Origin of the sequence: Vibrio sp. NH-UV-68, from assembly GCF_042940635.1 — a bacterium.
Lineage (GTDB): Bacteria > Pseudomonadota > Gammaproteobacteria > Enterobacterales > Vibrionaceae > Vibrio > Vibrio pacinii.
The window spans coordinates 777965-792287 of the sequence record NZ_CP134975.1; the positions used below are offsets into that span (position 1 = coordinate 777965).

The 14323-nt window shown below is 46.3% G+C and carries 14 protein-coding genes and 1 tRNA gene; 5 read left to right on the forward strand and 10 right to left on the reverse strand.

Features of this window, described 5'->3' with window-relative positions:
* Positions 1–8: 8 nt before the first annotated feature.
* Together ViNHUV68_RS03670 and mltF are read right to left on the reverse strand one after the other, a co-directional pair.
* The gene (locus ViNHUV68_RS03670; protein ID WP_281170151.1) at positions 9–143 is read right to left on the reverse strand and encodes a hypothetical protein; all 135 of its coding nucleotides are present in this window, start codon (positions 141–143) and stop codon (positions 9–11) included.
* A gap of 212 nt (positions 144–355) precedes the next feature.
* Entirely contained in the window at positions 356–1900 is a 1545-nt protein-coding gene (gene mltF / locus ViNHUV68_RS03675) for a membrane-bound lytic murein transglycosylase MltF (protein WP_391089389.1), read from the reverse strand.
* Positions 1901–2215: 315 nt separating this feature from the next.
* On the opposite strand from mltF, the gene purL reads away from it, so the two are divergent.
* The 3 genes from purL to ViNHUV68_RS03690 all read left to right on the forward strand — a co-directional run bounded on the left by purL (position 2216) and on the right by ViNHUV68_RS03690 (position 7315).
* Positions 2216–6130 (forward strand): phosphoribosylformylglycinamidine synthase, encoded by a 3915-nt coding sequence (purL, locus tag ViNHUV68_RS03680; protein WP_391089391.1) that lies wholly within the window; start codon positions 2216–2218, stop codon positions 6128–6130.
* Positions 6131–6273: 143 nt separating this feature from the next.
* Positions 6274–6813 carry a DUF3332 family protein gene (locus tag ViNHUV68_RS03685; protein WP_391089393.1) on the forward strand — a complete coding sequence of 180 codons (540 nt, stop codon included), beginning with the start codon at positions 6274–6276 and terminating at the stop codon, positions 6811–6813.
* A 154-nt stretch (positions 6814–6967) separates the two neighbouring features.
* On the forward strand, positions 6968–7315 hold the full coding sequence (locus ViNHUV68_RS03690; RefSeq protein WP_038177211.1) for a DUF3622 domain-containing protein: 348 nt from the start codon (positions 6968–6970) through the stop codon (positions 7313–7315).
* Positions 7316–7379: 64 nt separating this feature from the next.
* Here the strand turns inward: ViNHUV68_RS03690 and ViNHUV68_RS03695 are convergent, their stop codons facing one another.
* The 4 genes from ViNHUV68_RS03695 to purM all read right to left on the reverse strand — a co-directional run bounded on the left by ViNHUV68_RS03695 (position 7380) and on the right by purM (position 9684).
* Positions 7380–7571: a DUF4250 domain-containing protein gene (locus tag ViNHUV68_RS03695; RefSeq protein ID WP_038177210.1), complete on the reverse strand. Its 192-nt coding sequence runs from the start codon at positions 7569–7571 to the stop codon at positions 7380–7382.
* A complete protein-coding gene (locus tag ViNHUV68_RS03700; RefSeq protein ID WP_038177209.1) occupies positions 7571–7777 on the reverse strand; it encodes a YaeP family protein in 207 nt (68 codons plus the stop codon). Before ViNHUV68_RS03700 ends, ViNHUV68_RS03695 begins: the two co-directional genes overlap by 1 nt.
* A gap of 222 nt (positions 7778–7999) precedes the next feature.
* A complete protein-coding gene (gene purN, locus ViNHUV68_RS03705) occupies positions 8000–8641 on the reverse strand; it encodes a phosphoribosylglycinamide formyltransferase (protein ID WP_038177207.1) in 642 nt (213 codons plus the stop codon).
* A 2-nt stretch (positions 8642–8643) separates the two neighbouring features.
* On the reverse strand, positions 8644–9684 hold the full coding sequence (gene purM / locus ViNHUV68_RS03710) for a phosphoribosylformylglycinamidine cyclo-ligase (RefSeq protein ID WP_038177205.1): 1041 nt from the start codon (positions 9682–9684) through the stop codon (positions 8644–8646).
* Between the two features lie 177 nt (positions 9685–9861).
* Here purM and upp point away from each other — a divergent pair, with 177 nt between their 5' ends.
* On the forward strand, positions 9862–10488 hold the full coding sequence (gene upp, locus ViNHUV68_RS03715; protein WP_038177204.1) for a uracil phosphoribosyltransferase: 627 nt from the start codon (positions 9862–9864) through the stop codon (positions 10486–10488).
* 60 nt (positions 10489–10548) lie between these two features.
* Here the strand turns inward: upp and rluF are convergent, their stop codons facing one another.
* The 3 genes from rluF to ViNHUV68_RS03730 form a co-directional block, all read right to left on the reverse strand.
* Positions 10549–11571: a 23S rRNA pseudouridine(2604) synthase RluF gene (gene rluF / locus ViNHUV68_RS03720; RefSeq protein WP_391089397.1), complete on the reverse strand. Its 1023-nt coding sequence runs from the start codon at positions 11569–11571 to the stop codon at positions 10549–10551.
* 95 nt (positions 11572–11666) lie between these two features.
* Positions 11667–12248 carry a DNA endonuclease SmrA gene (gene smrA, locus ViNHUV68_RS03725; RefSeq protein WP_391089398.1) on the reverse strand — a complete coding sequence of 194 codons (582 nt, stop codon included), beginning with the start codon at positions 12246–12248 and terminating at the stop codon, positions 11667–11669.
* Positions 12249–12405: 157 nt separating this feature from the next.
* The gene (locus ViNHUV68_RS03730; RefSeq protein WP_391089400.1) at positions 12406–12546 is read right to left on the reverse strand and encodes a DUF3149 domain-containing protein; all 141 of its coding nucleotides are present in this window, start codon (positions 12544–12546) and stop codon (positions 12406–12408) included.
* A gap of 358 nt (positions 12547–12904) precedes the next feature.
* Between ViNHUV68_RS03730 and ViNHUV68_RS03735 the strand changes: the two genes are divergently transcribed.
* Positions 12905–12981 (forward strand) — tRNA-Pro (locus ViNHUV68_RS03735).
* Positions 12982–13227: 246 nt separating this feature from the next.
* Here the strand turns inward: ViNHUV68_RS03735 and ViNHUV68_RS03740 are convergent.
* The gene (locus ViNHUV68_RS03740; protein WP_038177200.1) at positions 13228–14097 is read right to left on the reverse strand and encodes a TraB/GumN family protein; all 870 of its coding nucleotides are present in this window, start codon (positions 14095–14097) and stop codon (positions 13228–13230) included.
* Positions 14098–14323: the final 226 nt, after the last annotated feature.

Here is a 14323-nt window from a genome sequence, read left to right on the forward strand (position 1 = left end):
GGTTTAAGTTACTCGGTGATCAACTGCATAAACGCTCGGTGACGTGCAATGACTTTTTTCTTGTTGTTGCTGAGCATACGCTTGCGTCGAGTTGCGGTAACCGTTTTATTAAGGCGTTTTGACTGCATTCTACGTTTTTGCATAAAACAACCTCCTATTGTAATTAAAGTAAGAACAAATGCGCTGCGGCTTCAAACGCACTGAAACCGTCTTTGTCGCTCCGTTGTACCGAAGCTTTGTGACAGTGTTAAGAACAACCGCACAAGATGGTCAATACTTTTACTATTTATGGTTTTAATGCCAAGAAGTCAAGTATGTCAATTCGTTACTTGAAAGACACACTTGGAACAGGGCGTTATTTTTCAATAACATCTTGTTCAATTTCTTCTTCACCATCATTTGCATTGTCTTCATCAACGTCAGTCGTTGCGAGTGTCTCTTCTGCAAACTCAATTACAGCTAAATCACTGATATCATTGTCTTCATCGTTGGCCGTTTGCTGCTCAACATGACCAATGATGCTTTGGTAATAGCGACGAATATTCTCAACGTAGTTACGCGCCTCATCACCACGGGCAAAGCCGTAACGAGTCTGACTGTAGTACTTTTTCTGTCTTAGTAGAGGCAAGCGATCTTTGACATCAGACCAAGCATCTGGATTAGCCCCTTGCTTTTTGGTTAAGCGCCGCGCATCCATCATGTGGCCGTAACCAACATTGTAAGAGGCCAAAGCGAACCAAATTTTCTCGTGATCTTCAATCGAGTCAGGAATGCGGGTGACAATGCGACGTAGATATTCGACGCCGCCACGCACTGATTGTTCTGGATCTAATCGATTGGTTACGCCAACGCTTTTCGCCGTTGGCAAGGTCAGCATCATCATGCCACGGACACCGGTTGGCGATTTGGCGAGCGGATTCCAATGAGATTCTTGGTACGCTAATGCAGCAACTAGCCGCCAATCAAACTCGTCAGAATATTTTTTAAACAGCGGTGACCACTTCGGCAACTTGGAATCAAGAGCGCGAATGAAAGCACGGGTATCGACATAGTCAAAACTACTGACATGTCCGATGTATTTTTCTTCCAATGAAGCTAGATGACCTGACTGCTTGATGGCGCCAAAGAATTCAATCAGCAAACCATATAAGCTTTCATCTTGAGAGCGGCGCAAAAGCCAAGAAATCGGTTGATCTTCGGTGAGCTCAAAGGCAAGGGCGATATCGGGGTAGATTCGCTGGGACAGGGACACTTCGACCGAGTCAGCCACAGTAAAGAGTAAGTCGCCGTCAGAGACCGCTTTGAGCAGATCATTGACGTCAGCATTTGGGTCGATGTCATAAGAAAATTCAGGATGCTCGGCTTGGATCTCGGCCAGGCTCTGATTGAAATGCGAGTCACTCACAATTCGCAGTACATCTTCGCCATTATTTTCTTCGATGAGTTGCGCCTGTTTTTTAAGTAACTGTTCGAGTGTTCGTGGCCGCCAATGACCTTTTTTATACACCACTTGCTGGCTGACATAGTAATAAGAAGGACTAGGGCGAAAAGCTTTTAGGCGTTCCGGTGACTGGGTTAGACCTGCGGCAATAATGTCGATTTCACCATGTTGTAAGGCAGGGTAAAGACTCGAGATACGATAAGCGGGCTTCATTTCGAGCTGCACACCGAGTTCGTTGGCAAACTCACGTGCCAGTTCATAGTCAAGACCCGCCGGGCCGTCAGGACCAATATAGTAAGAGAGTTGATTGTTGAGTGTGCCGACGCGCAAGACGCCGCGCTCTTTGATAAGTTCTAATTCACTCTTTGGCTCAGACTCAATTTGACAACCTGCCATCAGTAACACGGAAAAGATCAGTGTGCTGAAGGATGTCAGTTGTTTTAGGCAATGCTTTTTCATTAACGACATTCTCATGCATTCAGTAGGGCATTTATATCAAAGTGGTATAACAAGGCAAGTCAATCCGTACTTGTTCGAGATAAGGGCGCTTAATTTTAGATGTTGGTTGTATTTCAAATTTGACAAAAAAAATGACGCAAACGGTTGCTTTTGGTGTTACATCACAAAAGTAATTGCTTTATAATGCGCTCGCAAGTGAAGAGGTGGAATCGGCATAGGTTTGTAAACCTTCGGCAATAGCTTCGAAGAAAAAACAGTAACTCACTGAATTTATTCCAATATCACCTTAATCAATTGCATAAGAGACCTAAGCACATGAGAATTTTGCGTGGCTCCCCAGCTCTATCTGAGTTTCGTGTTAGTAAGCTTCTAGAGCTTTGTCGTGAATTAAGCCTGCCTGTAACGGGCGTTTACGCTGAGTTTACCCACTTTGCCGATCTGTCTGCCGACCTTGATGCGTCGGAAGAGCAAAAATTGGAAAAACTGTTAACTTACGGTCCGACAATTGAAGAGCACGAACCAACGGGTTTGCTGCTGCTGGCAACGCCACGTCCGGGCACGATTTCTCCTTGGTCTTCTAAGTCAACCGACATTGCGCACAACTGCGGGTTAACCAAAGTCGTCCGTCTTGAGCGCGGCACTGCCTATTACATCGAATCATCAACAGAACTTTCTGAGCTTCAATTGGTTGAGCTTAAAGCGATCTTACATGACCGCATGATGGAAGTGATCTTTACTGATTTCGATTCAGCGCAAGCACTATTCCAAGTCGCAGAGCCGGCACCAGTGGCTGACGTGGATCTGCTTTGCGGTGGACGTAAAGCGCTTGAAAATGCCAACATTACCTTAGGTCTGGCTCTGGCAGAGGACGAGATTGATTATCTACTAGAAAGCTTTGTCACCAAACTTGAGCGTAACCCGACAGACATCGAACTGATGATGTTTGCCCAGGCGAACTCAGAGCACTGCCGTCACAAGATCTTCAATGCTGATTGGACTATCGATGGTGTTAAACAAGAGAAGTCTCTGTTTAAGATGATCAAGAACACATTTGAAACCACTCCAGACTACGTTCTGTCTGCGTACAAAGATAACGCAGCGGTAATGGTTGGATCGGATGTGGGTCGTTTCTTCCCTAATCCTGAAACGCGCCAATATGGTTACAACCAAGAGAAAGCGCACATCTTAATGAAGGTGGAAACCCACAACCACCCAACCGCGATCTCTCCTTGGCCGGGTGCTTCAACAGGTTCTGGTGGTGAAATACGTGACGAAGGCGCAACCGGTATTGGTGGTAAGCCAAAAGCCGGTTTGGTTGGTTTCACAACCTCTAACCTGCGTATTCCAGGTTTTGAACAGCCATGGGAAACCGATTTTGGTAAGCCGGGTCGCATTGTTAATGCGCTAGACATCATGCTAGAAGGCCCTCTTGGTGGCGCGGCGTTCAACAACGAATTTGGTCGTCCAAACTTACTAGGTTATTTCCGTACATACGAAGAAAAAGTCAATTCTCACGCCGGTGTTGAAGTGCGTGGTTACCACAAGCCAATTATGATTGCTGGTGGTATGGGGAATATCCGTGACGAGCACGTACAAAAGAAAGAGATCCCAGTAGGAGCAAGTCTTATTGTTCTTGGTGGCCCTGCCATGAATATCGGCCTTGGTGGCGGTGCCGCTTCTTCAATGGCCTCTGGTCAGTCTGCTGAAGATCTTGATTTTGCTTCAGTACAGCGTGAAAACCCCGAGATGGAACGCCGTTGTCAGGAAGTGATTGACCGTTGTTGGCAGTTAGGTGATGCGAACCCAATCGCGTTTATCCACGATGTCGGTGCCGGCGGTATCTCGAATGCATTACCAGAGCTTGTCGATGATGGCGAACGTGGCGGTATTTTCCAGCTACGTGATGTACCAAACGACGAACCGGGTATGAGCCCATTAGAGATCTGGTGTAACGAATCTCAAGAGCGTTACGTAATGGCTGTTGCGCCAGAAAATATGGAAGTATTTGACGCAATTTGTAAGCGTGAGCGTGCACCATACGCCGTCGTCGGTGTGGCGACAGAAGAGCGCAATCTGAAACTGGAAGATTCACACTTCGACAATACGCCAATCGACATGCCAATGGACATCTTATTGGGCAAAACGCCGAAGATGCATCGTGACGCGAAAACACTCAAAGCCAATAACCCGGCCATTGACCGTAGCGGTATTGAGCTAAACGAAGCGGTAGACCGCGTACTGCGTTTGCCAACTGTTGCTGAGAAAACCTTCCTTATTACCATTGGTGACCGCACGGTGACAGGCCTTGTGGCTCGTGATCAAATGGTTGGCCCATGGCAGGTGCCCGTGGCAAACTGCGCGGTAACGGCAGCAAGCTACGATACGTACCACGGTGAAGCGATGTCGATGGGTGAGCGTACGCCAGTTGCTCTTCTTGATTTCGGCGCGTCAGCACGCCTTGCGGTAGGTGAGGCAATCACTAACATCGCAGCAACCAACATTGGCGATATCAAACACATTAAACTATCGGCTAACTGGATGTCTCCAGCAGGTCACCCGGGCGAAGATGCAGGTCTTTACGAAGCGGTGAAAGCGGTCGGTGAAGAGCTCTGTCCTGCGCTGGGTCTAACGATTCCAGTGGGTAAAGACTCAATGTCGATGAAGACGAAGTGGGTCGATAACGGTGAGCAGAAAGAAGTCACATCACCGCTCTCTCTCGTGATTACTGCATTTGCGCGTGTTGAAGATGTGCGTAAGACAATCACACCTCAGCTTCGCACAGACAAAGGTGCTTCATCACTGGTACTGATTGACCTAGGTAACGGTAAGAACCGCCTTGGTGCAACGGCACTAGCCCAAGTGTACAAGCAGCTTGGTGATAAGCCAGCAGACGTAGACAACGCAGCGCAGCTCAAAGGTTTCTATCAGGGGGTTCAAGCCCTAGTTGCAAACGATCAAGTTATCGCTTACCACGATAAAGGCGATGGTGGTCTATTGGTGACTCTGGCTGAGATGGCATTCGCAGGTCATTGTGGTGTTAACGCCAACATTGAAGCGCTTTTATCTGCATCTGAGAACAGTGAAGATACGCTAGCGGCACTCTTCAACGAAGAGCTAGGCGCGGTAATCCAAGTTCGTAACGACGACTTAGATGCAGTGCTTTCTACTCTAGCGGCAAACGGGTTAGCCGCCTGTTCACACGTTATCGGCAGCGTTTCAGACTCTGATGAGCTAGTGATTAAGTCTGGCGAGTCTGTAGTGATTGAGCGTAATCGTACCGAACTACGTACTATCTGGGCTGAGACAACGCATAAGATGCAAGGCCTGCGTGACAACCCAGCATGTGCAGACCAAGAGTTTGAAGCGAAGAAAGACAACACAGACCCAGGTCTGAACGTGAAACTAAGCTTTGATGTTAACCAAGACATTGCTGCACCTTATATCAATACAGGGGCGAAACCTAAGATGGCAATTCTGCGTGAGCAGGGGGTTAACTCTCACGTTGAAATGGCAGCTGCGTTTGACCGTGCAGGTTTTGAAGCAACCGATATTCACATGAGCGACATCTTAACGGGTCAAGCAGTTCTCGAAGAGTACAACGGCCTGGTAGCGTGTGGTGGTTTCTCTTACGGTGACGTACTCGGTGCTGGTGAAGGTTGGGCGAAGTCTGTTTTGTTTAATGAAGAGGCACGTAACCAGTTTGAAGGCTTCTTCAAGCGTGAAGATACTTTCTCTCTCGGTGTATGTAACGGTTGTCAGATGCTGTCGAACTTGCGCGAGCTTATTCCGGGTGCAGAATATTGGCCACGTTTTGTTCGTAATGAATCGGAGCGCTTTGAGGCTCGCTTTAGCCTAGTAGAAGTGCAGAAGTCAGATTCTGTATTTTTCAATGGTATGGAAGGCTCTCGTATGCCAATCGCGGTTTCTCACGGTGAAGGTCGCGTAGAGGTTCGTGATAACGAGCACTTAAACGCTATCGAAAGCTCGGGCACGGTAGCACTGCGTTATGTCGATAATCACGGCAACCCAACGCAGCAATACCCAAATAACCCTAATGGTTCACCAAACGCAATTACCGGTCTAACCACCACTGATGGTCGTGTGACGATTATGATGCCTCACCCAGAGCGAGTATTCCGTACGGTTGCTAACTCTTGGGCTCCAGAAGGTTGGGGTGAAAACGGTGCTTGGATGCGCATGTTCCAAAACGCGCGTAAGAACCTAGGCTGAGACTAAAAAGTTGCCACCAATTAAAAGCGTCGATTAAATAATCGGCGCTTTTTTTATTGGCAAGGCTATAACTGACACAGCGATAACAATCATTTTGCTTTTCTTACTATTATCTCGCTGATTTAATTAAGTAGGATTTAAAATTGAACAATAAAACGCAAAAACTAGCGCTTGTGGTGGCAGCAGTCGCAGCACTGTCTGGATGTGTTGGTAGCAATGCAGTGACCGGCAAATTAATGGAAGTTAACTTAAAAGCCGTCGATAACCGATATGCTCGAGGTGGACTCAACATACTGATGTCACCAGCTTATGGCCTGACAATTGCTGCAGATTATATCGTTTTCAACTCAGTAGAGTTTTGGACGGGTAAAAACCCTCTTAACGGCAAGCCGCACATTTTTGACTCGGACGTTGATACGTATTTAGAGATTAACCACAAACTCGATCCTACACTCACGGATGCCCCCATCTCACCATTAACGCAACATAAAGTCATTGAACAAGGTACGTTTGAATCTATTGATAGCAATACTCTGAAAATGGCTATTACGTACAACAATGGCGAGCAAGGCACATTAGTGGGTACCAAGGAAGGAGAGGACGTTCGCTACTATCTTGATGGGGAACTTGTTTCCGAGACATCGATTTCTGAGTTGCAAGCCTATGTGAAGTCGCATTCGTAAGCGAGATTAACGCGCGACTCAATTGACTAAAAGCACTGACGAAATTCAGTGCTTTTTTATTAAATTTTTTGCAGTATTGTTGATGTAATTATGCTCTAATACCGCGCTTGCCAAGGGATGGCTATATCCCTCAACAATCCCTTAGGAAATAACTATGTCGAACAATAAAAAATTTGCTATCCGTGTGACCGAAAAGCGCAATGGATGGTGTGCAGAGATCACCCGTCAAGTGACGTCGCGTAAAACCGCTGTATCAAAACGTGAAACGGGCTTTGCTACGGAAGCCGAGGCGCAAGTTTGGGCTGAAACAGAACTAGCGGGCTTTGTGCAAAACCAAGCGACGCGCAACGAGCGCAAAGGTGAAGCGCGTAAAGTTCGTGTTGAACGTGAAGAGAGTTTGGCTAAGCAAGCCGCTGAGAAAAAAGCGCGCCGTATTGCCGAATCAAAAGCGGCAAGCGAAACCGAATTGACTGAAGAAGACGACTTCTTCGACGAAGAGTAAGCCGATAATCATAAAAAAACCGCCGGAATGGCGGTTTTTTTATATTGATTAGGCAAGTGCACAATTAACGAAACTGGCCAACCTCGACAAGAAAGTCGAACCCTGCGGTTGCGAGTTTTCTCTCTAAGGCGTCTCGGTCTATGTCAAAGAACGTCGCCAGTTGGTCTAAGTCACCGTTAAAGTCATCGCGTAACTTCATATTGACGATGCTCATTAGCATCACCGGATCCATAGACTCGAAGTTTGCTAGGTTCATTACTTGTCCTCGAAGTCGGAAATCAGTAAGTTTGCCGCCGCGAAAGCTGCTCTTTCGCGAGTCTCTTTCGTTAGAGATTCATCCGCAGCAATATCGTTGAGCGTTTTTACCGCACATGTGATTGCTTGTGGGATGTAGCCTTGATCGCCACTGCCAATTTGTGCATAAAGTTCGCGAACGAGTCCACAACAGTCATATACTTGCATCACTTCCACTCCAATAAATGATAACTGCTCTCAAATATACACACCCTGTGTTGGAAACTCAAAGTGTTCACTTGTCCTAGCGCAAGGCTTAGCTTGATCTGATGTTAATCTAACCAATTTACCTGACGTTCGAGTTGCACAGGTTGCGGCTCAATCAAGCGCTGTAGTAATAGAGACAAAAAAGGCGAGCAAACGCTCGCCTCGGGTCGGAATTTTTTGCGACTACTCTTGCGCGTAACCGTGCATTCCGAGTCGTTCGCCATCAAGGTAGGCTTCTTTGCCGTCTTTCATTGTCAAACGCTCTTCAACCAACCATTTTACCACCATAGGGTAAATTCGGTGTTCTTGGTTTTGCACGCGCTCTGTGAGTGTTTCAACCGTGTCTTCGTCAAAAATTGGCACCTTGGCTTGCAAGATAACCGGCCCACCATCAAGTTGTTCTGTGACAAAGTGAACGCTGGTACCATGCTCTTCATCACCCGCGTGAATAGCACGTTGATAAGTGTTAAGACCAGGATACTTGGGCAGCAGTGACGGATGAATATTGATCATTCGGCCCATGTAATGACGGACAAATTCGCCACTCAAAATTCGCATATAACCAGCTAAGACGATGACATCGGGATGATACTCATCGATCTGCTTCATTAACTCGTGGTCAAAAGCATCACGAGTATCGAATGCTTTAGAATCGAGGAAGTGCGCACCTGCACCGGCTTTTTCTGCGCGTTCTAGCGCATAAACGTTGGCTTTATTTGAAAAGACAGCGGTGACACGGCCGTTGGTGATATTGCTGTTACAGGCATCAATGATCGCCTGTAAGTTGGTGCCATTTCCGGAAACTAAAACAACGATACTCTTCATGCTTATTTGATCTCTACTTGTTCTTCGCCGGCTTGAGCTGTTGCGATTTCGCCGATGACCCATGCATTTTCGCCTTCCGCTTTTAATAGTGCAACGGCAGCATCTGCTTGATCTTTTGGTAGGGCAATCACAAGACCAACGCCACAGTTAAAGGTGCGGTACATTTCGTGTGTGGTGACGTTGCCTTTCTCTTGTAGCCAATTGAAAATGACAGGCCACTCCCAGCTGTTTCCATCGACGACAGCTTTAGTGCCTTGTGGCAGTACGCGAGGAATGTTTTCCCAAAAACCACCACCAGTAATGTGCGAGATCGCGTGGATATCGTGCTCTGCAATCATTTTAAGGGCTGATTTAATATAAATGCGGGTTGGTTCTAGTAAGTGCTCACCGATGGTGCGGCCAGCTAACAGTTCGTTTTTATCAGCGCCAGAAACTTCAAGGATCTTACGGATTAACGAGTAACCATTTGAATGTGGACCGCTAGAACCTACAGCGATAAGCGCATCGCCCGCGGCTACTTTAGTACCATCAATAATTTGCTCTTTCTCTACCACACCGACACAAAAGCCAGCGACGTCGTAGTCTTCGCCTTCGTACATGCCCGGCATTTCTGCTGTTTCACCACCAATAAGTGCACAGCCAGCCTGAACACAGCCGTCAGCAATACCAGAAACCACGTCAGCTGCGGTATCAACGTCAAGTTTGCCAGTGGCGTAGTAATCAAGGAAGAACAGCGGCTCTCCGCCTTGAACAATTAAATCGTTAACACACATCGCCACAAGGTCGATGCCTATGGTGTCGTGTTTTTTCATATCCAATGCAAGACGCAGTTTAGTGCCCACACCGTCGGTGCCCGAGACCAGCACAGGTTGCTTATATTTAGTTGGCAGTTCGCAGAGCGCGCCAAAGCCACCAATACCACCCATTACTTCAGGGCGACGTGTACGTTTTACAGCACCTTTTATACGGTCAACAAGCGCGTTGCCTGCATCGATATCAACGCCAGCGTCTTTATAGCTAAGAGATGTGTTATCAGCACTCACAGGGAAGTCCTCTGTTTTAAAGTTGGATATGAAAACGGCGCTATTCTAACAGTGGTTAAAGACAAAGAGCAAACGTTTGCGTAACTTTTTTTGTTGCCGATAGAAGCAGAATTTTTTGACGAAATCGTTTATAATCTGCAAGTTTAATAAAATTTTACCTTAGATCCGGAGATCGAAATGAAAGTTGTTGAAGTAAAACATCCTCTTGTTAAGCACAAACTTGGTCTAATGAGAGAAGGTGACATCAGCACTAAGCGCTTTCGTGAGCTCGCTACTGAAGTCGGTAGCCTGCTAACTTATGAAGCAACAGCGGACTTTGAAACGGAAAAAGTAACCATTGAAGGTTGGAATGGTCCGGTACAAGTTGACCAAATTAAAGGTAAGAAAGTAACGGTTGTCCCTATTCTGCGTGCAGGTCTTGGCATGATGGACGGCGTACTTGAGCATATGCCAAGTGCACGTATCAGTGTTGTTGGTATTTACCGTGATGAAGAGACACTTGAGCCAGTGCCTTACTTCAACAAATTAGCGTCAAACATTGATGAACGTATTGCGTTAGTTGTTGACCCAATGCTTGCTACGGGTGGCTCGATGATCGCAACCATCGACTTGCTAAAAGAGCAAGGGTGTCAGTCAATCAAGGTGTTAGTGTTAGTTGCTGCGCCAGAAGGTATTGAAGCACTCGAAAAAGCGCACCCAGATGTTGAGCTATACACGGCAGCTATTGATGAGAAGCTGAACGATAAAGGCTACATTGTTCCTGGTCTTGGTGACGCAGGTGATAAGATCTTCGGTACTCAGTAATTTAACCGAATTGATTAAAAAAGGGGGCCTCGGCTCCCTTTTTCGTTTTAAGCATCACGGCTATTTTTTTAAACTTAACGTCCCGCCACTGCGTGGTTTGTTGGTTGGACGTGATGGCGCTTTATTTGTGTCAGACTTAAAAAAGCTTTTACCAGTGTTTGGTTTGCTTTTTGCTTCTCCACTGCGACCTTTTTTTGAGTTTGGGGCGTGGCGGAACTCATCAGCATTTTGACCTTTAAAGGTTCGCTGTTGTTGGTTACGGCGTGCTTTTGAATCGTGGTTTTCTTCACGACTGTCAAACAATTTAGCATCGGTGGCTCGACGAATTCGTTGCCCTTTAGCATTGATCTTAGAGGCTTCTTCGGTGCTCACCGAACCTTCGCACATCGCCAGAATCTCGGCAACTTCGTTGTCACTCAAGTAGCGCCATTGGCCGTTGGGAATGCCATCTAAGGTGATGTTCATGATGCGAACTCGACGCAGCTTGAACACTTCATAACCCAGGGCCTCGCACATCCGACGGATCTGACGGTTTAACCCCTGAGTCAGCACAATGCGAAATGAGTATTTGGTCTCTTTGCTCACTTTGCAAGGCAGCGTCACCGTATCGAGGATATTGACCCCATTCCCCATTTTCTTAATGAAGTCATCGCTGATCGGTTTATCAACACGAACCACATACTCTTTTTCGTGGTTGTTACCTGCACGTAAGATTTTATTGACGATATCGCCATCATTGGTCAGAAAGATTAGACCATCAGAAGGTTTGTCGAGACGACCAATAGGGAAGATGCGTTTTTGATGACCAATAAAATCGACGATATTACCCGCGATATCGCGCTCGGTAGTACAGGTGATACCGGTTGGTTTGTTCAGTGCAATGTAGATGAGCTTCTCTTTATTGCTGACTGGTTTGTCATCAATGCAGACATCATCACCAGGTACCACTTTGGTTCCCATTTCAGGCACTTGGCCGTTAATAGTGACGCGACCTTGTTCGATTAATTTGTCGGCCTCTCGGCGTGAACAAAAGCCAGTTTCACTGATGAATTTATTTAAGCGCTTAGCGGAATCTTGTGACATGTTATTGTTGCCTTAAGTTACGTTTCACAACGGCGTTAGAAAAAGAAAAAGCAGCCCCTTAGGCTGCAAAGGTAAGTTTAGCACTGCTGGTTGAATTATCCCAAGCGCTTTTGATGTCGTTCGCGTGTTTCGAGTTTCATATCGGCACTTTTACGTAGCATGACGTAAACCGCTCCGGTTCCGCCATGGAACCGCTGGGCACTGTGAACACATTGCACATCGCGAATTTGCATTAGCCATTGAGCGACATAACTTTTCATCAATGCTGGTGGATTTGAACGCTCACCACGACCATGAACGATCACCACAGTGCGAATGTCCATGCTCATACACTGCTTAAGGAATTTAAGTACTTCGTCACGCGCCTCTTTGAGCGTTTTCCTATGCAGGTCTAGGCGTGCTTGAATGGGGTATTTTCCCAAACGCAGTTTCCGGTAGACACCTTCTTGAACACCATCGCGTTTAAATTCAATCATGTCGTCGGGTTTTAGCATCGTTGCATGGTCGAGCGATAAATACTCTGGATCATGGTCGGTAAGCCAAATAGCCGCTTCACGTTTAGCTAATTGCGCCTCGGTGACTTGGTGCTGTTTTTGGTGTTCGGCAGTATTTTGCTCGATAGGCTTTACGTCGCCCATCATTGCTTGGAATAGCGCGAAGTCATCATCGTCAGACATAACGTCATATCAGAGTAGAAATACAATACTGCTATTATACCTAATAGACCAAGGGAGTGATCAAGAGAGGAAGTAACAAAAAGAAAAAACCGAAGCAGAAAAAGTATCTACTTCGGTGCATAGCGAATATCTATTCTCAGAATAGGGCTAAGCGATTCTAGTGAGGAGATTTGTCGTTCATCACTTTGTAAACGATGAAACCGCCGTAGAACAGCATAAGACCTAGGGCACTAAAGATCACAATCATCGAAGACAGACCTACCGCATTACCAAATAGGAGATCAAGCCAAAAGTCCATAATTCCTCCGTCAGACAAAGTGAGATGACAGGGGTTAAAGTAATCTCAGGTTAAATATGCAACACTGATCTGGATCAAATGTTGTTATTAAGTTGCGACTTTGTGTGTGGTGGTGTGTTTTTGCTCACACTTTGTCGCCCGTCGATGATGTTTTAGTCAAACGAACTTAAAGTTAAAAAAAGTTATCTAAAATGGCTTGCGTTCAAATTGAGAATCCGTAATATACCCATCCGTTGACGAGGAAAACTCCTCAGTTAAACATCTCAGTAAAGCGCGTACTTAGTAACGTGCTGTGAGGTTTAGGAATAGCGGATCAGAGGCTAACCTCTAATTAACGTCAATCCTGTAGTCAACATGTCGGTGAATAGCGCAGCTTGGTAGCGCATCTGGTTTGGGACCAGAGGGTCGGGGGTTCGAATCCCTCTTCACCGACCATATTTAGAAAGCCTGCTTGCACAAAGCAGGCTTTCGTCGTTTTAGGGCTATGTAGATTAATAGGCTACGTATATGACCCCGAACCCGAGTGGGGTTCGTCTGATGCTCAGGAATGTCTCTTCAGCGACCATATTTAGAAAGCCTGCTTGCACAAAGCAGGCTTTCGTCGTTTCAGGGTTATGTAGATTAACAGGTCACGTAAACGTAGATTAATAGGCTACGTATAACGACAAGTTGACTTAGTGATCAAAACTTGAATTCACAGCGGGCCGGTTCGCTGTTAGATAATTGCTTCACCTTGAAGCCGTCTGCGGCCAATAGCGCTAAGACACTTTGTTGACCAATAAGATGTAAAGTACCGACAACGACCACGTAAGTGCCTGTTTGCTCGGGTAGCCATTGTGGATCTGATAATTTTTTTGCCCAATCGACATTTCGTGTTGTTAGAAACGCGTGCTCAAATTCAGGTGACATCTTGGTTAGGCTGGCAAATTCGTTGAGCTTTTCGATATCACCGCTTTTCCAGCTGGTAATCAAACAACGCATCGCGTCTTCTGAATGATCAAACTCATCAAGAATACTGACCAACATCTCTTTACCTGCTTGCGATTGACCCGTTAACAAGTCAATTTGAAATTGCACCGATTCCAGACTTAGAGTGGGAACATCCCAAAGAGCCGCTTTATACATCAATCGAGAATCGACCCCATCCGCTGCGGAATAACCGAGATAATCAATTTGCCGCATCTGAATGGTTAGAGCGGCTGCCCAAGGAGGCATCTTCAGTAAGTCTTTGCCGTTAAGCTCAAGCAAATTGGCCAGCCCAAGAATGTTTTTCTGCTGGGCCTGGTTAAGGACATCTTGAGTGGAGATGGTCACTTGCGGATAAACTACCCCACGGTTTTCTCTGATGTCAGTTTCGACGATCAGACCTCGACTATTTTTAAGGTTATTGAATACAGGTTGTGGCAGTGGGTACATGCTTTCATCACCGACGTGTACTGAACCGATGACAATGTATTTCAATCCTCCTTTTTGTACCTGCCAGTAGAGAGGCTCTGCGTGAGACGATTGCGCAAAAAGCAGTAACAGGCAACTGGTGATAAGTCTACGCATAAGGCTTCCTCTGATTTGCGTAAAAACGTTGAATCGCCTTATTTCAACGGATTTTGACGAAGATGATTTCGTGATTTTGAGTAGGTGAATTACCCATTAGGCCTTTTGATTCTATGCTACCTGAATTTGAAATGTGATCTTTAGTGAACATTTTGTCAACCAGATCAAGCCGCGTGACGGATGTCAGCTAGCTCTCATGTGTCTAAAAGAACGCCCGACAATGATG